The 23,860-nt window shown below is 71.2% G+C and carries 25 protein-coding genes; 18 read left to right on the top strand and 7 right to left on the bottom strand.

What is annotated here, in order from left to right; translation table 11 throughout:
• Nucleotides 1–2: 2 nt before the first annotated feature.
• Both ACQPZX_RS34700 and ACQPZX_RS34695 read right to left on the bottom strand, forming a co-directional pair.
• Nucleotides 3–827, bottom strand: a complete 825-nt coding sequence (locus ACQPZX_RS34700; protein WP_433364845.1) for a MerR family transcriptional regulator — start codon at nucleotides 825–827, stop codon at nucleotides 3–5.
• Between the two features lie 3 nt (nucleotides 828–830).
• Entirely contained in the window at nucleotides 831–2,192 is a 1,362-nt protein-coding gene (locus ACQPZX_RS34695) for an amidase family protein (protein ID WP_433364843.1), read from the bottom strand.
• Between the two features lie 136 nt (nucleotides 2,193–2,328).
• Here ACQPZX_RS34695 and ACQPZX_RS34690 point away from each other — a divergent pair, with 136 nt between their 5' ends.
• Together ACQPZX_RS34690 and ACQPZX_RS34685 are read left to right on the top strand one after the other, a co-directional pair.
• A complete protein-coding gene (locus ACQPZX_RS34690; RefSeq protein ID WP_433364840.1) occupies nucleotides 2,329–3,444 on the top strand; it encodes an acetamidase/formamidase family protein in 1,116 nt (371 codons plus the stop codon).
• Nucleotides 3,445–3,475: 31 nt separating this feature from the next.
• Nucleotides 3,476–3,859, top strand: coding sequence for a VOC family protein (locus tag ACQPZX_RS34685; protein WP_433364837.1), 384 nt, complete (start codon nucleotides 3,476–3,478; stop codon nucleotides 3,857–3,859).
• 17 nt (nucleotides 3,860–3,876) lie between these two features.
• Here the strand turns inward: ACQPZX_RS34685 and ACQPZX_RS34680 are convergent, their stop codons facing one another.
• Both ACQPZX_RS34680 and ACQPZX_RS34675 read right to left on the bottom strand, forming a co-directional pair.
• On the bottom strand, nucleotides 3,877–4,875 hold the full coding sequence (locus ACQPZX_RS34680; protein WP_433364834.1) for a Gfo/Idh/MocA family protein: 999 nt from the start codon (nucleotides 4,873–4,875) through the stop codon (nucleotides 3,877–3,879).
• A gap of 8 nt (nucleotides 4,876–4,883) precedes the next feature.
• Nucleotides 4,884–5,456 carry an AAA family ATPase gene (locus ACQPZX_RS34675; RefSeq protein ID WP_433364832.1) on the bottom strand — a complete coding sequence of 191 codons (573 nt, stop codon included), beginning with the start codon at nucleotides 5,454–5,456 and terminating at the stop codon, nucleotides 4,884–4,886.
• A 75-nt stretch (nucleotides 5,457–5,531) separates the two neighbouring features.
• Here ACQPZX_RS34675 and ACQPZX_RS34670 point away from each other — a divergent pair, with 75 nt between their 5' ends.
• From ACQPZX_RS34670 to ACQPZX_RS34655, 4 genes are all read left to right on the top strand, one after another.
• Nucleotides 5,532–6,902, top strand: a complete 1,371-nt coding sequence (locus tag ACQPZX_RS34670) for an FGGY family carbohydrate kinase (RefSeq protein ID WP_433364830.1) — start codon at nucleotides 5,532–5,534, stop codon at nucleotides 6,900–6,902.
• Nucleotides 6,899–7,774, top strand: coding sequence for a tagatose-bisphosphate aldolase (locus ACQPZX_RS34665; RefSeq protein ID WP_433364827.1), 876 nt, complete (start codon nucleotides 6,899–6,901; stop codon nucleotides 7,772–7,774). Before ACQPZX_RS34670 ends, ACQPZX_RS34665 begins: the two co-directional genes overlap by 4 nt.
• 63 nt (nucleotides 7,775–7,837) lie before the next feature.
• Complete coding sequence (locus ACQPZX_RS34660) at nucleotides 7,838–8,836, top strand: LacI family DNA-binding transcriptional regulator (RefSeq protein ID WP_433364824.1); 999 nt, start codon at nucleotides 7,838–7,840, stop codon at nucleotides 8,834–8,836.
• A gap of 14 nt (nucleotides 8,837–8,850) precedes the next feature.
• Nucleotides 8,851–9,579, top strand: a complete 729-nt coding sequence (locus tag ACQPZX_RS34655; protein WP_433364821.1) for an SDR family oxidoreductase — start codon at nucleotides 8,851–8,853, stop codon at nucleotides 9,577–9,579.
• Here the strand turns inward: ACQPZX_RS34655 and ACQPZX_RS34650 are convergent, their stop codons facing one another.
• A complete protein-coding gene (locus tag ACQPZX_RS34650; RefSeq protein WP_433385575.1) occupies nucleotides 9,580–10,566 on the bottom strand; it encodes a LacI family DNA-binding transcriptional regulator in 987 nt (328 codons plus the stop codon).
• A 174-nt stretch (nucleotides 10,567–10,740) separates the two neighbouring features.
• Between ACQPZX_RS34650 and ACQPZX_RS34645 the strand changes: the two genes are divergently transcribed.
• From ACQPZX_RS34645 to ACQPZX_RS34625, 5 genes are all read left to right on the top strand, one after another.
• Entirely contained in the window at nucleotides 10,741–11,520 is a 780-nt protein-coding gene (locus ACQPZX_RS34645) for an ATP-binding cassette domain-containing protein (RefSeq protein WP_433364818.1), read from the top strand.
• Nucleotides 11,517–12,581 carry an ABC transporter permease gene (locus ACQPZX_RS34640; protein ID WP_433364815.1) on the top strand — a complete coding sequence of 355 codons (1,065 nt, stop codon included), beginning with the start codon at nucleotides 11,517–11,519 and terminating at the stop codon, nucleotides 12,579–12,581. The genes ACQPZX_RS34645 and ACQPZX_RS34640 overlap by 4 nt, the downstream gene beginning before the upstream one ends.
• A 13-nt stretch (nucleotides 12,582–12,594) precedes the next feature.
• Nucleotides 12,595–13,629 (top strand): ABC transporter substrate-binding protein, encoded by a 1,035-nt coding sequence (locus tag ACQPZX_RS34635; protein WP_433364812.1) that lies wholly within the window; start codon nucleotides 12,595–12,597, stop codon nucleotides 13,627–13,629.
• A 196-nt stretch (nucleotides 13,630–13,825) separates the two neighbouring features.
• Complete coding sequence (locus tag ACQPZX_RS34630; protein ID WP_433364809.1) at nucleotides 13,826–14,185, top strand: BON domain-containing protein; 360 nt, start codon at nucleotides 13,826–13,828, stop codon at nucleotides 14,183–14,185.
• 82 nt (nucleotides 14,186–14,267) lie between these two features.
• On the top strand, nucleotides 14,268–14,999 hold the full coding sequence (locus ACQPZX_RS34625; RefSeq protein ID WP_433364806.1) for a CBS domain-containing protein: 732 nt from the start codon (nucleotides 14,268–14,270) through the stop codon (nucleotides 14,997–14,999).
• Here the strand turns inward: ACQPZX_RS34625 and ACQPZX_RS34620 are convergent.
• Complete coding sequence (locus ACQPZX_RS34620) at nucleotides 14,984–15,238, bottom strand: hypothetical protein (protein WP_433364803.1); 255 nt, start codon at nucleotides 15,236–15,238, stop codon at nucleotides 14,984–14,986. The genes ACQPZX_RS34625 and ACQPZX_RS34620 overlap by 16 nt on opposite strands.
• On the opposite strand from ACQPZX_RS34620, the gene ACQPZX_RS34615 reads away from it, so the two are divergent.
• Complete coding sequence (locus tag ACQPZX_RS34615) at nucleotides 15,233–15,454, top strand: hypothetical protein (RefSeq protein ID WP_433364800.1); 222 nt, start codon at nucleotides 15,233–15,235, stop codon at nucleotides 15,452–15,454. The two genes, ACQPZX_RS34620 and ACQPZX_RS34615, sit on opposite strands and share 6 nt — an antisense overlap.
• A gap of 134 nt (nucleotides 15,455–15,588) precedes the next feature.
• Here ACQPZX_RS34615 and ACQPZX_RS34610 read toward each other — a convergent pair whose 3' ends face one another.
• Nucleotides 15,589–16,362 (bottom strand): alpha/beta fold hydrolase, encoded by a 774-nt coding sequence (locus ACQPZX_RS34610; RefSeq protein WP_433364798.1) that lies wholly within the window; start codon nucleotides 16,360–16,362, stop codon nucleotides 15,589–15,591.
• A 266-nt stretch (nucleotides 16,363–16,628) separates the two neighbouring features.
• On the opposite strand from ACQPZX_RS34610, the gene ACQPZX_RS34605 reads away from it, so the two are divergent.
• The 6 genes from ACQPZX_RS34605 to ACQPZX_RS34580 all read left to right on the top strand — a co-directional run bounded on the left by ACQPZX_RS34605 (nucleotide 16,629) and on the right by ACQPZX_RS34580 (nucleotide 23,859).
• Nucleotides 16,629–17,168 carry an ArsR/SmtB family transcription factor gene (locus ACQPZX_RS34605; RefSeq protein ID WP_433364795.1) on the top strand — a complete coding sequence of 180 codons (540 nt, stop codon included), beginning with the start codon at nucleotides 16,629–16,631 and terminating at the stop codon, nucleotides 17,166–17,168.
• A complete protein-coding gene (locus ACQPZX_RS34600; protein ID WP_433364792.1) occupies nucleotides 17,165–18,430 on the top strand; it encodes an MFS transporter in 1,266 nt (421 codons plus the stop codon). The genes ACQPZX_RS34605 and ACQPZX_RS34600 overlap by 4 nt, the downstream gene beginning before the upstream one ends.
• 57 nt (nucleotides 18,431–18,487) lie before the next feature.
• Nucleotides 18,488–19,702: an MFS transporter gene (locus tag ACQPZX_RS34595; RefSeq protein ID WP_433364789.1), complete on the top strand. Its 1,215-nt coding sequence runs from the start codon at nucleotides 18,488–18,490 to the stop codon at nucleotides 19,700–19,702.
• A 44-nt stretch (nucleotides 19,703–19,746) separates the two neighbouring features.
• Nucleotides 19,747–20,328, top strand: a complete 582-nt coding sequence (locus ACQPZX_RS34590; protein WP_433364786.1) for an ArsR/SmtB family transcription factor — start codon at nucleotides 19,747–19,749, stop codon at nucleotides 20,326–20,328.
• A gap of 42 nt (nucleotides 20,329–20,370) precedes the next feature.
• Nucleotides 20,371–22,386, top strand: a complete 2,016-nt coding sequence (locus ACQPZX_RS34585) for an ATP-binding protein (protein ID WP_433364783.1) — start codon at nucleotides 20,371–20,373, stop codon at nucleotides 22,384–22,386.
• A 63-nt stretch (nucleotides 22,387–22,449) separates the two neighbouring features.
• Nucleotides 22,450–23,859, top strand: a complete 1,410-nt coding sequence (locus ACQPZX_RS34580) for an FAD-dependent oxidoreductase (RefSeq protein WP_433364780.1) — start codon at nucleotides 22,450–22,452, stop codon at nucleotides 23,857–23,859.
• Nucleotide 23,860 lies beyond the last annotated feature (1 nt).

The raw sequence follows: 23,860 nt of genomic DNA, 5'->3' as shown, positions 1-23,860 counted from the left end.
AGTCAGCGCGCGGCGAGGGGTTGCTGAAGTTCGGTGACCCACTGCGTGGGGTCGGCGGGGCATTCCAGGTAGAGCTCTCGGGACCGGTTGTCGGTGCGATAGCCGTTGGCGTCGATCCACCGACCAAGTGCCTGCCAGGCGGGTAGCACCAGATCCATGGATCCGCGATGGACCAGGGTGGCATGGTCGGCGGCGGGCAGATCCGTTATCGACAGGCCGTTGAGATCCGCGCCGTGTTCGGCGGCGATCGGCACGGCCGCGTGCGCGATGACCGTCCCGGCCGCGCCGGGATCTGCCTCGTAATAGCAGGTGAGTCGCCCCGCCGGCGTCACCTGCGCCGCGGCCAGGCGGCGGCCCAACTCGGCGCACAGCGGGTGGACGACCGGGCCGATGTCGTCGGGGTGGAAGCTGTCGGCGGTGTCGACAAGCTCGGCCATGCGCGTTGCGGGCAGGCGCTTGACCACCACCTCGTGAGTTGGCAGCCGGCCGTCGAGCTCGATCGCACGGAGCCTGGCCTCGATCTGAGCCAGCCGCTGGGCGCCGGCCGCGAGAGCGGTCTGCAGGTCGGCCCGGCGCAGCGCGAGCATGCCGCGTACCTGCTCCGTGCTGACCTGGTCGTCCAGCATCGGCCGGACCTGCTCCAGGGTGAAGCCGAGGTCCTTGAGCGCGACGATGCGGTTGAGCTCGGCCAGCTGCGCCGCTCGATAGCTGCGGTAACCGGTCGCCGGGTCGACGTGTGCCGGACGCAGCAGGCCGATCGCGTCGTAGTGGCGCAGCATGCGCACCGACACCCGGCCGAGCCGGGCGAAGTCCCCGATGGCGAACACGACTCATCCTGCCACGGGTGGCGCCGTGAATCCGCCGAGGACCTCGGTGGCCAGCTCGGCGAAGGTGATCGGGGTGTCGTCCTCGTGCGGCGGCCCGATGATCTGGGCTCCGATCGGTAATCCGCCCGAAGTACGGCCGATCGGTGCGCTCACCGCGGGCAAGCCGGCCAACGAGGCAAACGCCATCCAGAACGCCAGCTCATGGTGGACGCGCTCCCCGTACGGGATGCCGGGGTGTGGAAACGCTGTGGTGAACGTGGCCGGACACAGGAAAACGTCGACTTCCGCGAAATAGCGGCGCCATGCCGCGCGGGCGGCCATCCGGCGATCGTGCTGCTCAACGACCTGCGGCAGGGTGGCGAAGGTGGTGTCGCCGCCGTGGAAGGCGAAGAACTGCGCCACCTCGAACCCGAACGACTCGGCCTGGCCGATCGGGTCGACCCCGTCCGGCCAGCCGGCCACGATCGTCGCGCCAGCCCGGGCGAGGTCGTCCACGGCGTCCGACAGGGCGCGACCGACTTCCCCGGTCACCGCGGCACCGTCATGGTCGAGCACCACCCCGACCCGGAAGTCGGCCAGCCAGGTGTGCCGTGGCGGGGCCAGCCGCCAGGTGTAGGCCACGGCGTCCGGCTCCTCGGGCCCGCCGGTAGCGCGCAGCGCCATGCGCAGATCGCCGGCCGATCGGGCCAGCGGCCCCACCGCGGACAGGTGGGCCATGTCGGAGGCGCCCAGGGGCGGGCCCGGCGGCTGAAAGCCGCTCAACGGAACCGTGCCGGCACTGGGCTTGAGACCGTACACCCCGCAGAAGGCGGCCGGTATGCGGATGGATCCGGCAAGGTCCGAGCCGTATTCCAGGTAGGCGAGCCCGGCGGCCACCGACGCCGCGCCGCCGCCGGTCGAGCCGCCGGGTGTGCGGGTGGGATCCCACGGGTTCAGGGTCCGGCCGTACAGCTCGTTGGCGGTCTGCGCGACGTCGGCGAGCATCGGCGGCACGTTCGTGGTGCCGAGCAGCACCGTGCCGGCCTGCCGCAGCCGCCGCACCACCTCGGCGTCCCGGTCGGCCACATGGCCGGCGAAGAGCGGACTGCCCCACGTGCTCCGCATTCCGGCTACCGGGAAAGCTTCCTTGATCGTCATCGGCACGCCGTGCAGCGGGCCTACCGGCTCACCCCTCGCGACGGCTCGATCGGCCGCCGCCCCCGCGTCCAATGCCGCCGAGCGGCAGGTTTCCACCACCGCGTTCACGGCCGGATTGATCGCCTCGATGCGGTCCAGCGCCATTTCCGCCAACTCGCGCGCGGACAACCGGCCGGCGCGCATCAATGCCGCGACGTCGGTCGCGGACCGGAAAAATACGTCAGTCATGCCCTTGGTCTAGGGTCTGCCACCGTGTCAGGGTCAAGGCGCCGCTGTGGCGGTGGGCGGGACTATCCTCATGCAAGCACCCGCTCGGGTCGAAGCCCGAGGGAAATCGGACGGGTGCGAGCCCTAGGGGGTGGACATGGCCGTCCACGAGGTGCGAATCGACAGATCGAAGACGCTGCTGCAGGAGCCGGCCACCGGGCACAACCGGTGGCATCCGGGCATCGCGCCGATCGTGCGCTGCGAGCCGGGCGACGAGGTCGTGCTGGAGACCCGCGACGCGTTCGACGGGCAGATGGGTCCACAGGCGACGCTGGAGACGGTGGCCGCGCCGAACCTGGACGTGGTGCATCCGCTGACCGGGCCGGTGTACGTCGAGGGCGCCGGGCCGGGCGACCTTCTCGAGGTGGAGATCCTCGAGGTGGTGCCGGACAGCTACGGCTACACCGTGCAGGTGCCCGGGTTCGGCTTCCTGCGTGACGTGTTCCCCGACCCGTTCATCGTCCGCTGGGACATCGCGGATGGATGGGCCACTTCAAAAGACTTGCCTGGCGTACGGATACCAGGCGCCCCGTTCATGGGAACCATCGGGTTGTCGCCCGGGCGCGAGGCGCTGGCCCGGATCACGGCCCGCGAGCAGGCGGCGCTGGATCGCGGCGGGTTCGTGCTGCCACCGTCGGCGGCATCGGCCGTACCATCGGACCCGGCCATCGCCGCCGAGGCGCTGCGTACCATCCCGCCCCGGGAGCAGGCCGGCAACGTGGACATCAAGCAGCTGGCCGCCGGCACGCGGTTGTTCATACCGGTCGACGCGCCGGGCGCGCTGTTCTCCGCCGGCGACGCGCATTTCGCGCAGGGCGACTGCGAGACCTGCGGCACCGCGATCGAGATGAACGCCACCCTGCGCGTCCGCTTCGCCGTGCACAGCGGAGCCGCGCGCGACAAGGGCATCCGCGATCCCCGGTTCGCCCGGTCCGACTACTGGGTCGCCCCGGAGTACGCCGCCCCGCGCCGGTTCTTCGCCACGACCGGCATGTCGGTGGACCGCGACGGCGGCCTGCACGCCGAGGACGCCACGGTCGCCGCGCGCAACGCCCTGCTCAACATGATCGATCATCTCGGCGAGCGGGGTTTCAACCGGCAGCAGGCGTACGCGATCTGCAGTGTCGCCGTTGATCTGAAAGTGAGCCAGCTCGTCGATGTGCCAAGTTTCCTGATCTCGGCCTTCCTGCCGGAGGACATCTTCACGAAATGAGCGCAAGAGCATGCGCATGTTGCATCTCGGGTTGCGGGTCACCGACCTGGATCGGTCACTCGCCTTCTACAACGCGGTCGGTTACGCCAAGGTCGGCGCCGTTCCGGAGACGGCATTCGGCAGCCTGACCATGCTGCAGCTTCCCGGCGATCCCTTCATCAGCCTCGAGCTCGTGCACGACCCCGCGAGACCGGTTGCGGACATCGGCGCCGTCAACCACTTGGTCATCCAAGTGGAGGACCTCGGCGCCACGATCGCCGATCTCGCAACTCGGGGTGTCATGGCTGAACCGCCGGCGGACCTGGGTCCGGGAATGCGCACGGCATGGCTGACCGATCCGGACGGCTACCGGCTCGAGCTCGTGCAGTGGCCAACCGGGCATCCGGCCGGCATGACGGCCGCTGACTTCGCCTGACCGCACCTTACGAAGGGTCAGCTGGGTTGCCGGACGGGGAGGCCGGCTGCCTGGTAGATCGCGTCGATCACGGTCATCGTGCGGATGGCGTCGGCGGCGTCGGTGAGGACCGGCGCGCCGTCGCGGACGGCGGCGGCGAAGGCGTCCAACTGGTAGGCGTACGAGGATCGGCGGGACAGGTGCTCGATCCGGCGCCGGCCGTAGCGCGGTCGTACCGTGATGCGGTGGCCCAGCTGCGGCGTCAGTGGGTTGAAGACGCGCAGCTCGCCGTGGTCGCCGACCGCGCGGACGCTCAGCCGCAGCAGCTGCGACGACCACAGCGAGGCGAGGATCTTCCCGGTGGCCCCGTCGGGGAAGAGCAGGTCCGCGCGCATCGCCCGGTCGATCCCGGTCCCTCGCAGCAGGGCCCGGGCGGAGACGACTTTCTCCGGCTCGGCGCCGGCGAGGGCGCGGATCATGTGCACCGAGTAGGCGCCGATGTCCATCAGCGCGCCGCCGGCCAGGTCGAGGCGGTAACGGATGTCGGAGGCCGGGGGAATCGGCGCGGCGAAACGGGCCTCCACATGGCGTAGCTGTCCCAGTTCGCCGGAGCGCGCGATCTCCACCATGCGCCTCGCGACCGGGTGGTAGCGGTAGTGGAACGCCTCCATCACCACCAGCCCGGTGCCCTCGGCCGCGTCCTGGACGGCCCGGGCCTCGTCGGCGTTGGCGGTGAACGGTTTCTCGCACAGCACGTGCTTGCCGGCCCGGATCGCGGCGATGGTCCACCGGCCGTGCAGCCCGTTGGGCAGCGGGTTGTAGACCGCGTCGATGCCGGGGTCGGCGATCAGGTCCTCGTACGAGGTGTGCACGGTCGCGATGCCGTGTTTGGCGGCGAACCGGCGAGCCCGCGCGGGATCACGCGCCGCGACGGCGGCCACCGTCACCGCCGCCGAGTCGCGTGCCGGCCGGATGAGTGCCATCGGCGCGATCCGTGCGGCGCCGAGGACGCCGACCCGGATGATGTCGTCGGTCATGCCACCCATCATGGATCTCCAGGACCTCCCAGGGCGGCGAGGATCCGCGTCAACTGTCGCTCGGTGCTGAGCTCGCCGTCGACGGCGATCACGGGTACGGCCGGGGGAGGTGCCGGGGGTTGCGGGCGGCGATGCCGGTCGCGTTGCTCGGATCGTGCGGCGCGGCGCGCGGCGAAGAGATCCTCGTCGCCGTCGATGTGGACCATGCACAGTTCTGCGGCGCCGGCCGCCCCGCGCAGCAGATGCCAGGGCTCGCCGCCGCGCAGCTCGGCGGTGAAGGGCGCGACGAGCACGGCCCGGCCGGCGGTGTCCACTGTGTCGCGCGTTACGGCGCGAAGTGCGGCGTAGCGGCCGTCGCGAATTGCCGCGCTGTGCGGTGAAGCGAGCCAGTGGCCGCCGAGCACGTCGGCCGGAAGCCGGTCGAGCAGCGGATTCGTCAACGAGTCGAGGTCGAGCATCGGTGCCCCGAGAGCCGTCGCGAGGGCGCGGCCGAGCGTCGATTTTCCGCTGCCGGCGACGCCCGCGACGGCGACGACGAGGGTCTCGGACGGTTGACAAGCCATCGAGGAGGGCCACATCATGAGGCCATGTTACCGGTGTCATGAGCAATCGCGACACCGGTGACATGACCCAGTCCTCGTGGCAAGGAGACCGCAGTGGCAGACCCTGCCGGCGCCCCGTCACGCCTGGTCGCGGGCATCGATCTGGGCAGCACCAGCCTGAAGATGCTGGTCACCGACGTGACCGGCGCCGAGGTCGGCGGCGCCCAGGTGCCGACCCCGTGGCGCGCCGGCGCGGGCGGCTGCACCGAGATCACCGCCGGCGCGCTCCTGGCGGCAGTCCGGTCGCTGCTCGATGCCACCGCCCACGAGATCGGCCGGGTGACCTCGGTGCCGATCGATGCCATCGCCATCGCGGGCATGGCCGAGACGGGAATGGTCATCGACCCGCGCGGCGCGGCCGTCGCGCCCGGCATGGCCTGGTTCGATCCGCGTGGCGCGGAGCAGGCAGCGGCTTTTCCGGCCGAGATCCGGGCCGAGTTCGCCGGCCGCACCGGGCTGCCGCTGGGCGCGCAGGTCAGCGTGGCCAAACTCGCCTGGCTACGCGATCGCGGCGTGCCGCTGTCCGGGGCACGGTGGCTCAACCTGCCGGAGTTCGTGGCGGCCGCCCTCGGCGGGCGCACCGCGGTGGAACAGTCGCTGACCTCGCGTACCGGCCTGCTCGATCAGGACACCGGCCGGCCGTGGCCGCGGATGCTGGACGCGCTGGGCATCGACGACACCTTCCTGCCTCCGCTGGTCGACGCGGGCACGCCGTTCGGCGAGGCGCGAGCCGGGTCGGTCCCGGAGACGATGGCGGGCGCGCTGCTGACCGTCGCGGGGCACGATCACCTCGTGGCCGCCGAAGCCGCCGCCGCCGAACTGCCGGCCGACCATTACCACGTGTCGATGGGCACCGCGGAAGTCCTGCTCCGCGTGATCGACCGTCCGCTCGGTTTCGAAGCCCGTCGCCGGCTCGCCGCCCATCTGATCAACGAGGTCCGCCACGTCGTACCCGGAAAACACGTGCTCGTCGCCGGGGTCAAGACCGGACTGCTGCTGCGCCGCGTCCTGCAAGCCGCCGGCATCGTCGACCGGTCGGGCCGCGACGCCCTCGACGCCGCCGTCATGGCGCTGCCGTTCGAAGGCGAGCTGCCCGCCGACGCGATCGAGGTGTCCGGCGCCCGCAACGACGACGGCGTCCTCAAGCTGACCGTCCGCACCGACGGCGCCAGCCCCGCCGAGGTGTTCGGCGCCGTGCTGCGGCACAGCAACGACGAGATCGCCCGGCTGATCGAGGCCATGGACCGCGAACTGCCCCCGGCCGCCACCGCCACCCTCACCGGCGGCTGGACCGGCATGGCCGCCGTCCGGCGCGCGCGGGCGCGCGTCCTCCCGCCGATGACCGTCTCGACCAGAGACCAGGAGACCGCGTACGGGGCGACCCGCGCCGCCATGCGCCTGCTCAAGATGGGAACCGCACCGTGAATCAGTTGACCACCATGGAACGCCGCGGCTTGTCCGCGATCTCCACGCCCGGTGGCCGGATGCTCATCGTCGCCGCCGACCAGCGCAACGGCATGAAGGCCGCGATGAGCGACGCTCCCGGCTCGGTCAGCACGGCCGAGCTGGCCGCGGCCAAGGCCGACCTCGTCCGGTACCTGGCCAACAACGCGCCCGCGATCCTGCTCGACCCGGAGGTCGCGTTGCCGGCCGTGGTCGACGACGGCGTCCTGATCCGCGGCACGTCATTGGTAGTCGGTATGGACGCGTCCGGCTTCGAAACCGTCGACGGGCTGCGGTACACCCGCTTGGTGCCGGGCATGACCGCGCGCCGGGTCCGCGAGCTGGGTGGCGACGCCGCCAAGATGCTCTGGTACCTGCGCCCGGACAAGCAGGACGCCGGGTCCCGCGTCGCCGCGGAGATGCGCGAGCTCATCGAGGCCTGCACGGCCGAGGGCGTGCTCCTGATCGTCGAGTTGCTCACCTACCGCCTCGAGGGCGAGACCGAGCACGAGTACGCCGCCGCGTTCGCCGGGCTGGTGGCCGACGGCGCCCGGCTCGCCCGTGAGTGCGGCGCCAAGGTCCTGAAGCTGCAGTTCCCCGGCGGCGCCGAAGGCTGCGCCGCGGTCACCGCGGCCGCCGGCGGCGTGCCCTGGGCGGTGCTGTCCGCCGGCGTCGACCACGAGACCTTCCTGACCCAGGTCGCCACCGCGATGGCCAACGGCGCCGGCGGCGCCATGGCGGGCCGCTCGCTGTGGAAGGACAGCCTGTCGGTGTCGCCCGACGTGCGGCGGGACTACCTGACGAAGCGGGCACTTCCGAGGCTCTACGAGCTGGCCGCCGTGTTGGACGGCTGATCGGGTGTTGTCGCAGGTCGGATATGCTGCGGCGGCCACCGGGACGGGACGAGGAGATTTGCGATGGCGACGATGCGGGACGTGGCCGAGCGTGCCGGGGTCAGCGCGAAGACGGTCTCGCGGGTGTTCAACGACGACCCGCATGTGCTTCCGGAGACCCGTGCCCACGTGGAACGGATCATGAAGGAGCTCAACTACGTCCCCAATGTTCTCGCCACGACCTTCCGGGCCGGCAAGACGTCGGCGATCGGCGTCGCCGTGCCCGACATCGTCGACCCGTTCTTCGCGGCCATCGCCCGGGCCGTCGACGGCGTCGCCCGCGACCGGGGCGTGGCCACGCTGGTCACCAATCTCGGCAACGATCCGGCCCGCGAACGCGACATCCTCGAGTCGTTGCTCAGCCGGCGGCTCGCCGGCCTGATCGTGGCCCCGGTCGGGACCGACCACTCGTGGCTGAAGCGGTGGAAGGACAACACCCCCGTGGTCTTCGTCGACCGCGCGCCGATCGGCCTGTCCGCCGACTCCTTCGCCGACAACGACGAGGCCGGGGGCTACCTGGCGACCCGTCACCTCATCGATCACGGCCACCGGCGGATCGCGTACGTCGGCGACACCATGCACCTGTCGACCGAGGTCAACCGCCTGGCCGGGTACCGCCGGGCGCTCACCGAGGCCGGGATCGAGCCGGACGACGAGCTGCTGGCGCCGTACGTCGAGGACCGCGAGGCCACCGAGGCGGCGATGACCCGCCTGCTCGGCCTGGCCGACCGTCCGACCGCGGTCTTCTCCTCCAACGCCCGCAGCTCGATGCTCGTGGTGCACGCGCTGCCGGCGAGCGAACTGGCAGTCGTCGGGTTCGGCGACTTCCCGATGGCCGACATGCTGCACCCGGCGCTGACCGTGATCGATCAGGATCCCGACCAGATCGGCCGCCTGGCCGCGCAGCGTGTCTTCGAGCGCGTCGACCATCCGAAGCGCCGGCTGCGGCGCACCACCGTCCTCGACGTCGCGCTGATCGAACGCGAGTCCTGCAAGGTCACCCGGGCCGATCGGGGCCGGTGACAGAGGAGGCGCAGATGTACGACTTCGCCAACCGCACCATCCTGGTCACCGGCGCCTCCGGAGGCATCGGCGGCGCCGTGGTCCGGATGCTCGTCAAGAGCGGCGCCGAGGTGCTCGCGTCCGGAGCGAGCCCGGAGAAGCTGACCCCCATCGTCACGGAGACCGGCGCACGCCCGCTGCCGTTCGACCTCACCAGCGAGTCCGCCGTTCGTGACGCGCTGGGGGACATCCCCGTCTGGGGCGTCGTCAACTGCGCCGGCTTCGGCGGGGAGATCGCGTCGCCGGCCGACACCGACATCGCGGTGTTCGACCAGGCGATCGCGGTCAACACCCGCGGCGCGCTGCTGGTCACCAAGTACGCGTCCCGCAACATGATCGCCGCCGGCAAGGGTGGCGCGATCGTCAACGTCTCGAGCCAGGCCGCCCTGGTCGGGCTGGCCGGGCACATCTCGTACGCGGCCTCGAAAGCCGGCCTCGACAGCATCACCCGGGTGTCGGCGCTCGAGCTCGGGCCGCACGGGATCCGGGTGAACAGCGTCAATCCGACCGTGGTCATGACGCCGATGTCGGCGTTCTACTGGGGACGGGAGGAGATCCAGAAGCCGTTCCTCGATCAGATGCCGCTGGGCCGCTACGCCACCGAGGAGGAGATCGCCGCGCCGATCGTCTTTCTGCTCAGCGACGGCGCCGCGATGATCAGCGGCGTCTGCCTGCCGATCGACGGCGGCTACACCAGCCGCTGATCAGATACGGGCGCCGCAGCACGAGGCCCGGGCGATCAGCGGAACCGGCAGCACGATCTGGCGCCGGAGCCGGCGACGGGGATTCTCGATCCGCTCGAACAACCGCGTCGCCGCCGCGCGGCCGACCGCCGCCGGATTCTGGTCGACCACCGTCGGCGCCGGCTCGATCGCCGCCGCCAACGGGAAATCGCCGAAGCTGACCAGCGGGACGGTCCGGTGCCCCGCCGCCTGCAGGGCCGGGATGATGCCGATCGTGCTCCACGCGTTGGAGGAGAACACCGCGGTCGGCGGCGCCTCCGCGCTCATCAGGTGGACGGCGGCTGCCGCGGATTCGTCAGCGGTGATGCGTCCGATCCGGATCAGGCGGGGATCCTCGGCGAGACCGGCGTCGCGGAGCGCGTCGCGGTAGCCCCGGAGCCGCCGGGCCGTGGTGGCGGTGGTGACCCGGTCGCCGATGAACGCGATGCGGCGGTGCCCGTGCCCGATGAGGTGCTGGACGGCCGCGTACGCCCCGCCGTGGTTGTCCTCGACGACGCTGTCGGCGGTGATGCGCGCGGGTGGCCGGTCGATGAAGACGATGGCGATCCGATCCTGCCAGGGCTTCAGATAGGACTGGTCGGCGGCGACCGGCGTGCTGATCAGGCCGATGAGCCGGCGGCGCAGCAGCGTCTCGACCCGGTTCTGCTCCTCGGCGCCGTTGTTGCCGAGACTGGTGATCAGCACGGCCAGCCCGCGCGACCGGGCGATCTGCTCGATCTCGCGGGCGAGGCTGGCGAAGAACGGATCGGAGAGATCCGGGATGGCCACCCCGATCGCGGCGTCGCGTCCCGAGCGGAAGGTGCGCGCGAGCTCGTTCGGAACGTAGTGGAGCTCGGCGATGGCCTGTTCCACGCGCCGGCGGACGTCGGCCGACACGTACCGATCGTTGTTGATCACCCGGGACACCGACTTGGCGCTGACACCGGCGCGCTCCGCGACCTGTCGCATCGTGCTCACCTGCTCAGCCTCCCGTCCGCCGCGGTGATGTCACCGGTGACATTGTTTCAAGATTTTCTATCTGTCATCGGTGACAGACACCGGTGACATGTCTTAGTGTTCATTTCCAACACGTTACAAGCCAGAAACAGTCATCGATATCGGCGGCCGAAAGGCGGGCCCCTCATGGCACCCCTCCTCGAGGCGCGCGGCCTCTCGCGAAGCTTCGGACACGTCCGCGCACTGAACGACGCGTCCTTCGACGTCGACGCCGGTGAGGTGGTCGCCCTGATCGGCGACAACGGCGCCGGCAAGTCCACCATGGTCAAGGCGCTCACCGGCAACCTCGCGCTCGACACCGGCGAGCTCTATTTCCAGGGCGAGCGGGTCACCATCACCAGCCCGCACCAGGCCTCGGAGATGGGCATGGAGGTCGTCTACCAGGACCTCGCCCTGGCCCCGCATCTCAATCCGGTGCAGAACATGTTCCTGGGCCGCGAGATCCCCCGCAAAGGACTCCTCGGGGTCCTCGGCTTCATGGACGAGAAGCGGATGCGCGCGCGGGCCGAGGCCGGGTTCGCCGAGCTCGGGGGCACCGTCGCCGCCTTCACCTCGCCGGTCGGCTCGATGTCCGGCGGCCAGCGGCAGCAGATCGCGATCGTCCGGGCGATCAGCTGGGCCGACAAGATCGTGTTCCTCGACGAGCCGACCGCCGCGCTCGGCGTGGTGCAGACCAAGAACGTCCTGGACACCATCAAACGCGTACGCGACAAGGGCATCGCCGTCGTGCTCATCTCGCACTCCATGCCCCACGTGCTGGAGGTCGCCGACCGCATCCAGGTCCTGCGCCTGGGCACCCGGGTCGCCACCATGCCCGCCGAGGGGACCACCGTCGAGCAGCTGGTCGGCGCGATGACCGGCGCCCTGGACCCGCAGGCCAACAACCGCAACGGGAGCGCGTCATGAGCGTCATCGCCCCCGGCGAGCAGGCCGTCGTCGAAGCCCCGCCGCGGCAGTCCTTCCTCGGGCGCATCGGCGCCATGCAATCGGTGTGGATCCTCGGCGTCCTGCTCGTCATCGTCGCCGCCTTCTCCCTGGCGGCCGGCACCAAGTTCCTGTCCACCAGCAACTTCTCCCTCATCTCGCAGAACATCGCGGTGTGGGCCGTGCTCGGCGTCGGCATGACCTTCGTGATCGTCACCGCCGGCATCGACCTGTCGATCGGCTCGGTCCTGGTCTTCTCCTCCGTGATCGCGGCGAAGGTCATGGAGGCGGTCGGCGGCGACGGCTGGTCCACCGCGGCCATCGGCATCGCCGGCGCGCTCGTCTCCGGCATCGCCTGGGGCACGCTCAACGGCTTCCTCATCGCCAAGGCCAAGATCCCGCCGCTGATCGTCACGCTCGGCGCGCTCTCGGTCGCCCTCGGCCTGGCCCAGGTCATCACCGGCGGCATCGACATCCGTTCGGTGCCGGAGGCCCTGACCGACTTCAACACCTACATCAAGATCGTCGGCATTCCGGCGCTGCCGTTCGTCGCCCTGATCGTCGTCATCGTCGGCGGCATCGTGCTGCACAAGACGAGGTTCGGCCGCTACACGTACGCGGTCGGCTCCAACGAGCTCGGCGCCCGCCGCGTCGGCATCAACGTCGACCGGCATCTGATCCGGGTGTACGCGCTCTCCGGCGCCTGCGCCGGTCTCGGCGCGGTCCTGGCCCTGGCGCAGTTCGGCACCACCACCATCGCCGGTCAGTCGCTGACCAACCTCAACGTCATCGCGGCCGTCGTCATCGGCGGCACCTCGATCTTCGGCGGCGAAGGCTCCATCTTCGGCACCGTCGTCGGCCTGTTCATCCCGGCCGTTCTGCAGGCCGGCTTCGTGATCATCGGCGTCGAGGCCTTCTGGCAGGGCGTCGCCGTCGGATCGGTGCTGGTGGCCGCCGTCTATGTCGACCAGTCGCGCCGTGCGGCCGCCCTCCGGGGCAGTTCCCGCCCCTCGTTCCTTGCCTTGTTCAAGGCCAAGAAGTAAAGGACGACTCCCCATGAAAAACAAGATCATCGCGTACGGCGGCAGCGCCGCTCTCGTTGTTTTCCTGGCGGCCTGCACGAGCTCGAAGCCGACCGAAAGCGCCGAGAACACGGCCGCCGGCAATCCCAGCGCTCCCGCCGCGTCGGCGGCCGTGGTGCCGGACAAGGCGAAGAAGAACTACAACATCCAGTTCATCCAGGGTGTGACGGGCGACGAGTTCTACATCACCATGCAGTGCGGGATCGAGGCGGAGGCGGCGAAGCTCGGCGTCACGGTGAAGACCCAAGGCCCGCAGAAGTTCGATCCCACGCTGCAGAAGCCGATCCTCGACTCGGTCGTGGCGGCCAAGCCGGACGCCATCCTCATCGCCCCCACCGACGTCACCGCCATGCAGACCCCGCTGCAGGCCGCGGCCGCGGCCGGCATCAAGGTGATCCTGGTCGACACCACCACCGAGGATCCGTCGTACGCGGCCAGCGCCATCGCTTCCGACAACGTGGGCGGGGGAGCTGCGGCCTTCGAAGCCATCAAGAAGCTCAACCCCAACGGCGGCAAGGTCATGGTCATGTCGACCGACCCCGGCGTCTCCACCGTCGACCTGCGCATCAAGGGTTTCGAGGACGCCGCCAAGGCCGACTCGAAGTTCCAGTACCTGCCGGTGCAGTACTCGCACAACGACCCGGCGACGGCGTCCAACCTGATCACCTCCGCGTTGCAGCGTGACCCCGACATCATCGGTGTCTTCGCGGCCAACCTGTTCGCCGCCGAGGGCACCGCCACCGGCGTGCGCCAGGCCGGCAAGACCAGCACCGTCAAGATCGTGGGCTTCGACGCGGGCCCCAACCAGATCAAGGCCCTGCAGGAAGGCACCGTGCAGGCGCTGATCGCCCAGCAGCCCGGCAACATCGGCCAGTACGGCATCGACGAGGCCGTCGCCGCCCTCGACGGCGGCCAGATCCAGCCGAAGATCCAGACCGGCTTCACCACCATCACCAAGGACAACCTCAGCGGCGAGGGCGGCCAGGCCGCCTACAAGTCCAGCTGCTGACTCCGGCGGGTGCGGGTCGGCCGACCCGCACCCGTCCGCGGCTGGTTGCCGGTCGTCGGCAATCAAGCTGCCCCAAGACGGCCGTGGGCAGACCTGGGCGTGGTGGTTCTCCGCAGCGATGCTGGACAGACACAAGCATTCGTCCCCGCCGATCGGTGGGATTGTCCGGCTGCTCGGAGACTGGAGGTGTTCGGCCATGCGGCAACGGCTGGTTCGTGACGTGATGAGCCGGGAGGTGGCCGCCGGCGACCGGCCGGACGCCGCCATTCGCGACGATGTCGTCGAGCAGGTGCTGCGCCGCACTCTGTGGATCGAGCCGGAGCAGGTGCAGGTCCACGTCGACGGTGGCGTGGTCACCCTCACCGGCTCGGTGGGCCGGCGCACCACCGCCGCCATCGCCGTCCGCCTGGCAGAAGAGCTGCCGGGCGTTGTAGCGGTCGTCGACCGCATCCGCCATGACTTCGACGACAGCGCGCTGGCGCGCTCGCGCGTCGGCCGCACGCACCCGTTCAGCGCCGACCCGTTCGGCCCGGAGCGCGATCGGTTCGCGGCCTGAGCCGACGCGGGTCTGGCTATCAGCATTTGCCGATGACCGGCAATGACGGGCGCCGTCATGATGGCGCCGGGGAAGGAGAATCGTGCAGCAGTGGACTGTCCGAGACGTCATGACACCCGAGGTCCTCACGGTGGGCTACGACACGCCGCCGGCCGGGGTCATCACCACCATGACGAGGTACGACGTGAGCGCTTTGGCCGTCGTCGACCGGTACGACAGCGTGCTGGGCATCATCACCCGCACCGACGTGCTCAGCGGCATCGAGGCACGGGAACCCGAGCGGCGCCCGCGCTTGCCGTGGCGTCGGCCGGTGACGACACCATCGTTCCTCGCGCGGTCGGCCGGCGAGATGATGAGCGCGCCGGCGCTGACCGTTGCCCCGGAGGTGACGCTCGCGCAGGCCGCCCGGATCATGCGCCACGGCGCGGTCAACCGTCTTCTGGTGACCGGGGCCGGCCGCCGGCTGCTGGGCGTCGTCACCGCCGCCGATCTGCTCAAGGTCTACGAGCGTCCCGATGAGGCGATCCGGGCCGACGTATGGCAGGTGCTGACGGCCCTGCCGAGCGAGGACGTCGCGTTCGCCGTGCACGACGGTGTGGCCACGATGGCCGGGACCGTGCCGGACGCCCGGACCGCGACGGTGATCGAGCGGCTGGTCCGGGACGTGCCCGGCGTGACGGCGGTCCGGAACGAAATCGTCGCTGCCCCGCCCACGCCCGCGCCGGCCGTCCCGGCTCGCCGGCCGTACCGGCCGCTGGACGGCTGGTGGCCGAGCCGCCGACCCGACCGCCGGGAGCGTTACGTGGAGGTGTAGGCGCCCATCAACCGGATGAACGGGAAGTCGGCGCCGCGGGCCGCGCGGACGAGCGCCTCCGCGGTGCGGGCCGGATCGGCCAGGGGGCCGGCGGCCCAGAGGTGGTACGCGAGACGCTCGGCGACGGCCTCGTCGCCGCCGTGAAGGTGGTCGAGCGCGTCCGCGACGCGCAGGTGCAGCCGTACGGCACGCTGCCGGGTCGTGGTCTCGGAGATCGACTCGCGGACCAGGTCGTGCACGAACCGCACCGTCGACGGGTCGTCGGGGCTGGTCTCGAGCAGGCCGAGCGCGTGCAGCGGTTCGAGGCGCTCGAGGCAGTCGACGGCGTCGACGGCGGCGGCCCGGGACAGCAGCCGCAGGTCGACGTCGCGGCCGATCAGCGCGGCAGCCAGGCCAGCAGCGCGGCGTCGACGAGCACGCCGAGGCCGGCGACGACCCAGAACAGCAGCCGCTAGCCGGCGTGCTGGCCGATCAGCGTGCCCAGCGGCGATCCGGCGATCGCGGCGACAGTGAGGCCGCTCATCACGGGTCGCGGCGGTGTGCCTCTTCTCCTCGGCCAGACATTGGCTCTGGTACGCGTGCCCGTGCATCAGCGTGCGGCGCGTTTGATGAGGTCGGCCGTCGCGGCGGGCTGCGAAATCATCGCTACGTGCGACGCGGCGACCTCGGTGACCCGTGACCCGGCGCGCTTGGCCATGAATCGTTGCGCCGCAACGGGAATCACCTGGTCGTTGCGGGCGGCTAGATACCAGGACGGGATCGTCCGCCACGCCGGAACCCCGGACCGCTCCTCGAAGGTGCTCGCGTTCAGCGGCCGCTGGCCGGCCCACATCAGAGACGCCTTCGCCCTCGGCAGGTCGCCTGCGAACGCGTACGGGAAAAGCTCTTTCTTGATGTAGGCGTCAGCGCCGGTCGGGTGCGGGCGGAAGTCGAGCGCTTCCGGGGTGATCCTGCTGCCCGGGTAGCGGTACTGCAGATCGGGGACGGTGTCGCCCTCGTCGGGAGCGAACGCCGCCACGTAGACCAGCGCTTTCACGTTGGCGTTGCCGGTCGCGGCGTTCGAGATGACCATGCCGCCGTAGGAGTGCGCGACGAGAACAAGCGGGCCGGTGAGGGTGGCGAGGATGCTGGCGAGGTAGGCGGCGTCGGCGGCGACGCCGCGCAACGGGTTCGGCGGGGCGATCACCGGAAAGCCGGCGCGAGTCAGCTCGGCGGCCACCTCGTTCCAGCCCGAGGCGTCGGCGAACGCGCCGTGCACGAGCACCACGGTCGGTTCGGGCCGGTGGTGTGCCAGCGCGGGTTCCGCGATTACGGCGCCGGTGGCGGCCGCGGCGGTCCCGGCCAGCAAGGTTCGGCGGGTCATCGTCATGATCGTGTCCTCACGTTCGTCTCCGGCAGGCTGCGGCTGAACCTAAGGACGGGCACACGACGATCAGTGAACGGCCGAATTCACTGGCCGGGAAGTCGGCTCGCCTAGAGTGCCGGCGCGGGACCCTCGGTGGGGGTGATCGGTCCGGCACGCCACCGGCCGACGCGTCCTCGATCTGCCGATCACCCTCGACAAGCTGCTCTGAGCCCCGGCGAAAAATCTGCTTGCGCAATGGTCAAGAATCGTTGACCATTGAGCGCATGCCTGCCGATGATCTCCCAGAGACGTTCCACGTCACCACTGACGAGCAGCTACGCGCCGTCTCCAACCTCACGCGTCACCGGATCATGGCCGTGCTGCGCTTCGAGCCGGCGACGATCACGCAGATCGCCGAACAGGTGGGTCTGGCGAAGGGGAGCTCCAGCTATCACGTGCGGCTGCTCGAGCGGGCCGGCCTGGTCAAGGTGGTGCGGACGCGGAAGGTGCGCGGGGTCACCGAGCGGTACTACGCGATGGCCGCGCGGACGATCGAGCTGCCGGATCCGGGGGTGGGGCAGCCGGATGTGCTGATGCGGCACGCGGTGGCGGACCTGGAGGCGGCGCCGCCGGAGGGCGAGCGACACGTACGGATGGCACATCTGCGGCTCACCGCGGACCAGTTCGCGGCGCTGGGGGCGCGCCTGCAGGCACTGGCGGACGAGTACCGGGAATTGTCCGATCCGTCGCTGCCGGACGCCTCATTCGTCTTCGCGCTGTTCCACCCGGCGCCGCGCGAGCAGGCCGAAGGTGAGGCCAAATGACCTCGGACGTTCGACCGTTGCCGACCGGGTTCGGACGGCTGTGGACCGCACAGACGATCTCCTCGCTCGGCGACGGGGTGTCGTATGCCGCGCTGCCGCTCCTCGCGTTGACGTTGACCCGGGATCCGATGGCGCTCGCCGTCGTCACGGCCGCCGGAACGCTGCCGTGGCTGCTCTTCGGGGTGCTCGGCGGTGCGCTGGTGGACCGCTGGGAACGCCGGCGCACGATGTGGGTCGTGGACGCGGCACGGGCGGTGCTGCTCGCCGTGCCGGCGACGGCGGCCGCGTTCGACGTGCTGAGCATTCCCCTGCTCGCGGTCGTCGCCTTCCTGCTCGGCCTCGGCGGGCTCTTCTTCGACACGGCCGCCACGGCCTATCTGCCGGATCTGCTCGGCCGCGACCCCGCGCTCCTGGAACGCGCCAACTCGCGCCTGCGCGGCGCCCAGACCGCCGCGTCCGGCTTCGCGGGGCCGCCCGCCGGCAGTGCCCTGCTCGCCCTCGGGCGGGCGGTTCCGCTGCTCGCCGATGCGGTGTCGTTCATGGTCTCCGCACTGCTCGTACGATCCTTGCCCGCCATGCCCCGGCCGGTGCCGGAGGTTCGTGAGTCGCTGCTGCGGCAGGCGCGGGCCGGCGCCTCGTACGTGTTCCGGGATCAGTTGCTGCTCGGGCTCGCGCTGCGCCCGGCGGTGGGGAACGTCGCGTTTCTTGCCGTGGAGACCGTCCTCGCTCTCTTCGCGCACGACCGTCTCGGCATCGGCACCTACGGCTTCGGCCTGCTCCTCACGGCGGAGGCCACCGGCGGCCTGCTCGGCACGGGCATCGCCTCCTTCCTCGGCCGGCGACTCGGCACCGGCACCGCTTTGACCGTCACGGCCGCCGTCGAGGGACTCGCCATCCTGGGCCTTGCCGCCGCCTCGACCCCGTACGTCGCCGGCCTCGCGCTCGCCGTCTGCGGAGCGGGCATGGGCGCCACGATGGTGCTCGGCCCCTCCCTGCGACAGGCGATCGTTCCCGCCCACCTGATGGGCCGGGTCGCGTCCACCTCCCGCATGCTCGCCATGTGCGCCGCCCCGTTCGGCGCCTTCCTCGGCGGCTGGCTGGCCTCCACGTTCGACGTGCGCACCCCGCTCTACGCCGCCGCCTGCCTCCTGCTCGCCATGACGGCTGTCACGGCGACCATGACCAGCAACCGCCGGGTGGAGGCGGCGCTTCGTGGCGCTGCCGACGATCGCGTGCGGGAGGGCGCCGTCATAAATAGATAAGCGTAAGATCCAGTAGCAGTCTACTGGAAATGCGGCAACCGCCCTAGTCTCCGGATGATGAGCGACAGCGTGCTGCAGCAGCGGAGCGGACGCCCGGTCTATCGGTGGTACGTGGGCGGCCAAGCCGTCTCGGTTCTGGGCGACCAGGTCTGGTACGTCGCGTTGTCCTGGTCGGCGGTGCAGCTGGCCTCGCCGGGGGTGGCCGGTGCCGTCATGGCGGTCTCGGCGGTGCCGCGGCTGGCGTTCCTGCTGCTCGGCGGAGCGGTCGTCGATCGGCACGACGGCCGGCGGCTGATGATCGGCAGTGACCTGCTGCGGTGCGTGGTGGCGCTGGTCGCGGCGGTGGTCGCCGGCTGGCAGCCGAGCATCGCGCTGCTCGTGACGGTGGCTTTCGTGTTCGGGGCGGCCGACGCGATCTTCCTGCCCGCGGCGGCCGCCGTGCCGCCACGCCTGCTGGCGCCGGCCGATCTCAGCCGGGGCGCGGCGCTCAACGCGCTGGCCGCACGCCTGGCCCTGACCGTGGGGGCGCCGTTGGGTGGTGTGCTGGTGGCGGCGGGTGGACTGCCGGTGGCGTGCGTGGTGGACGCGGCCACCTTCCTCGTGTCGGTGATGGCCCTGCGCCGCCTGCCGCCGGGCCCGGCCGCCGGGCCCGGGAGCGAGCCCGTGACGGTCGCGCTCCGGTCGGGCCTGCGGTATCTGGGCCGGCATCGGCTTTTGCGTACGGTGTTGCTCGTGTCCCTGCTGACGAACCTGGGTTTCGTCGGCCCGATGAACATCGGACTGGCCCTGGTGAGTGACCAGCGCGGGTGGGGGTCGGCGGGCGTCGGAGCGCTGCTGGCCGGCTTCGGCGCGGGCGCAGTGGCCTCGTCGTTGGTGATGCTGCGGGTGCGGTGGCGGTGGAGCGTCGGCGTCGCGATGGCGGTCGGCATCGCCGTGCAGGGCCTCGCGGTGCTGGCCGTCGCGGTCGCCGGCCGCTTGGAGACCACCGTGGCCGCGACGGTTGTCGTGGGTCTGACCAGCGGTGTTGTCGGGATCCTGAGCAGCGCGCTCACTCAGGCCCGCACCGACGACGCGTTCCGGGGCCGGGTGGGCAGCGTGAGCTCGTTCGCGAATCTGGGCGTGACCCCGCTCGCGATGGCCGTGACGGGGGTCGCGGCCGATCGGATCGGCACCGTGCCGGCGTTCGTCGCCTGCGCCGGCCTTGAACTGGTCGGGGCCGCTCTGTGCCTGACAGTGGCGGACCTGCGTAAAGCTAGCCTGCCGCAGGCCTGACTGTTTCCGGCTGGGCGTCCCGGACGGCCATAGGCTAGCGGCTTATGAGCGACTCCGTGCCGCAGCGGCGGATCACCGATCCGCGAGTGTTGAATGGCCTCGCCCAGCCCGTCCGGCAGCGGCTCTACCGGCTGCTCTGCCAGTTCGGTCCGGCCACCGGCGGCACCCTGGCCAAGCGACTGGGCGCCGACCCGGGGCAGGTCAGCTATCACCTGCGCGAGCTGGCCCGGAACGGCTTCGTCGAGGACGTGCCCGAGCTCGCCCGGGACCGCCGGGAACGGTGGTGGCGCGCCAGTCCGGGGTCCACCACCTGGTCGTTCCTCGACTTCACCGACCCGGAGGCGCGCGCCGTCGCCAACCTGGCCAAGGCGCAGATGGTGATCGACGAGTTCGAGCGATTGCGCCACTTCGAGCAGAGCCGGGAGACCTGGAGCGAGGACTGGCGACGAGCCGTGATGAGCAGCGAATCGTTCCTGCGGCTCACGCCCGGCGAGCTGGCTTCGCTGACCGGCGAGCTGCTCGCCGTGCTCACCCGCTGGTCCGAGGCGACCCGGGACCGCCCGATCGAGGAGGACCGGTCGGCGGTGTCGGTTTTCTTCCACGCCTTCCCGGAACGCGACGCATGACGAGTGCTGGTCCATTCCGTCCCGGGGGTCGAGACTGATTCGGTGGTGACTACCGTCCTCGGGGATGTCATCGAACGGGCGCGGCGGCGGAACTTCGTCGGCCGCCGGGACGAGCTGCGGGCGTTCGGCGACGCGCTGAGTGGGCGGTCGTCGCGGCGGGTGCTGTTCGTGCACGGTCCGGGCGGCATCGGGAAGACCACGCTGCTCCTGGAGATGTCCGCCCGGGCCCGCGCCGCCGGCCGGGTGCCGGTGCTGCTGGACGGGCGGGAGATCGATCCGTCGCCGGAGGGCTTCCTGCAGGCTGCCGAGGAGCCGGGGACGGTGCTGCTGGTCGACTCGTACGAGCATCTGGGCGCCCTCGACGGCTGGCTGCGCCGCGAATTCATCCCGGGGCTGCCGGCCGACGGGCTCGTGGTCCTCGCCGGACGCGAGGCCCCGTCGGCCGCCTGGCGGGTGGATCCGGGCTGGCGGCAAATCGTCGCGATCCATCAGGTCGACCACCTCGACGAGACCGACAGCGCGGATCTGCTCGCCCGGGCCGGCGTCACCGAGCCGGCTCGGCAGCGGCTGCTGACGCTGGGCCGCGGCCACCCGCTGACCCTCGCGCTGCTGGCCGACGTGGCCGGCGGCGGTGCCGTCCCGGAGAGCCTCGCCGAGGTGCCCGATCTCATCTCGGTGCTGCTCGAGTCGCTGCTGCGCGACGCGCCCTCGGAGGCTCACATGACGGGCCTGGCGACGTGTGCGCGGGCCTGGCTGACGACGGAGGACCTGCTCCGCAAGACCGTCGGCGCGGAGGCGCCCGAGGTGTGGGGATGGCTGCAGCGTCGCCCGTTCGTGCATTGCCGGCCCGGTGGGCTGACCCCGCACGATCTCACCCGGGAGGTCCTGGAGGCGGAGTTCGAGCGCCGTTCACCGGACCGGTACCGGTCGCTGCACCGGATCATCCACGATCATGTGGTCGCCGGCATCCGGGCCACGACCGGTCTCGATCGGCAACTGCTCGCGCAGCAACTGGCGTACCTGCACCGGCGTAGCCCGCTCACCGACGCCTACTTCAGCTTGCGGAGCCAGGGCACGGCGGCGGTCGTGCCGGCCCGGCCCGAGGAGTACGCGCCGATATTGGAGCTGATCGACCGTGGCGAGGGCCGGGTGAGCGCGACGCTGGCCGAAGGATGGTTCGCCGACGAGCCGGACCACCTGAACGTGGTGCGCACCGAGGAGGGCGTCGTCGGTTTCGCGTACGGGATCTTCTGCCCTTGCGGTTCGCCGATGGAGGAGCGCGATCCCGTCGTCCGGGCGATCCTCGACTACATCGCCCGGACCGCGCCGACACGTCCCGGCGAGCGCGTCGACATCGGCCGGTTCTGGTCCGGTATCCGCGAGGCGCAGCGGGACAAGTACGCGTTGCTGGCCGGCTCGGTCAGCTCGATCATGATTTGGTGCACCGAACCGGTCGCGTGGTCGTTCGTGGTGTCGGTCGACCCTTCGTACTGGGGGCCGTTCTTCGACTACCTCGGCTTCCGGCCGCTCGTCGAGGTCACCGTGGCGGGCCGGCTCCATGTCGCGTACGGGATGGACTGGCGCCGTTTCCCGGTCGAGGCCTGGCTCGATCTGATGAACGAGCGTGAGCATCAGGGCGGCACCGGGCCACCACCGGACTCGGCGCTGCGCCCGCCGCCGCTGTCCCGGGCGGCGTTCGGTGACGCCGTACGGTCGGCGCTGCCGAACCTCCATCGCCCCGACCGGCTCGCCGGTTGCCCGCTCGTCGGCAGCCGGCTCGGCGCCGACGCCGGCGAACTGCGCGCGAGCGTCGTGGCGGCGGTCGGCCGGCTCGCCGGCACGCCGAAGGGTGACCAGCTCCGGGCCGTACTGAATCGGACGTTTCTCCGGGCGGCCCCGAACCAGGAAGCCGCGGCCGAGGTCCTCGGCCTGTCGTTCAGCACCTACCGGCGGAACCTGGCGCGGGCGGTGGAGCAGGTGACCGAGCTGCTGTGGGCGATGGAGATCGGCACAGCGGACCCGACCGGCGTCGGTGAGCAGGAGATGAGCACCGATTGACCTGGAGAACGAACAGGCGCCCGGGCCACGATGCCGCCATCGGCTCATCGATGGAGGTGCGACATGGCGCGGATATTGGTTCTCGGGGCGGGCCTCGCCGGCCTGGGCACGGCGATGCTGCTGGCTCGCGACCGGCACGAGGTGATCATCGTCGAGCGCGACTCGGCCGGACCGCCGCCGGCGGCCGACACCGACGCTGCCTGGAACGAGTGGCAGCGGCGCGGGGTCAATCAGTTCCGGCTGCCGCATTTCATGTTGCCGCGCTGGTGGCAGCAGGTGCGCGAGCAGCTTCCGGAGGTCGGTGACGCGCTGAAGGCGGCCGGCGCCCGCCAGGTGAACTTGTGGGAGATGTTGCCGGCGGAGCGGCGCGGTCCGATCCGCCCCGGCGATGAGCGGTTCGACACCGTCACCGCCCGCCGGCCGGTGCTCGAGGCCGTACTGTCGGCCGCCGCCGAGGCCGCCGGAGTGACTATCCGGCGGGGCATCGCGGTCACCGGCCTCACCACGGACGGGCGCGCGCGGGTCCCCCGGGTGACCGGCGTCCTGACCGCGGACGGCACGGCGATACCCGCCGATCTGGTGGTGGACTGCGGCGGCCGGCGCTCGGCGCTGGCCTCCTGGCTGCAGGCGGCCGGCGCCCGCGCGCCGGTCGAGGAACGATCGGACTCCGGCTTCGTCTATTACGGCCGGCACTTCCGGTCCGGTACGGGCGACCAGCCGGCGGCGCTGGCCAACCTGCTGCAGAGTTACGACTCGCTGTCGGCGATCACGTTGCCCGGGGACAACGGCACGTGGAGCGTGGTGCTGGCCACCGCGAGCCGGGACAAGGCCCTGCGGGGCCTGCGCGAACCGGCCCGCTGGCACGCGGCCGTCGCCCGTTATCCGCTGATCGCCCACTGGGCCGACGCCGAACCGATCTCCGGCGTCGACGTCATGGCCGGCATCGAGGACCGGTACCGGCGCCTGGTCGCCGACGACGAGCCGGTCGCCACCGGCGTGGTCGCGGTCGGCGACGCCTGGGCGTGCACCAATCCCTCGGTCGGCCGGGGCGCCTCGATGGCGATGATCCAGGCCGGGCTGCTGCGGGATCTGCTGCGCGAGACCGACCCGGCCGACCACGACAAGGTCGCCCGCCGGTTCGACGAGGCGAGCACGCAGGTCGTCGAGCCGCTGTATCGCGCGACCGTCTGGAACGACCGGCACCGGCTCGCGGAAATGGCCGCGGACGCCGCCGGTACGCCGTACGGCACCGACGATCCGCGGTGGCCGATGAGCAAGGCGCTGTTCGCGGCCGGCCTGGCCGACCCGGAGCTGGCCCGCGGTTACGCGTCGATCGCGGCCTTCATCGCCACGCCCGACGAGGTGTTCGGCGCCGCCGGCGTCGTCGACCGGGTCATCGCCCTCGGCATGGGGGCACCGCAATATCCACTGCCCGGCGCGACCCGCGGGGAACTGCTGGCCGCGATCGCCTGAC

The organism is Actinoplanes sp. CA-142083 (assembly GCF_050942195.1).
Classification (GTDB): Bacteria; Actinomycetota; Actinomycetes; order Mycobacteriales; family Micromonosporaceae; genus Actinoplanes.
Note: the sequence above shows the minus strand (reverse complement) of the source record. Positions and strands in the feature narration are given on the sequence as shown.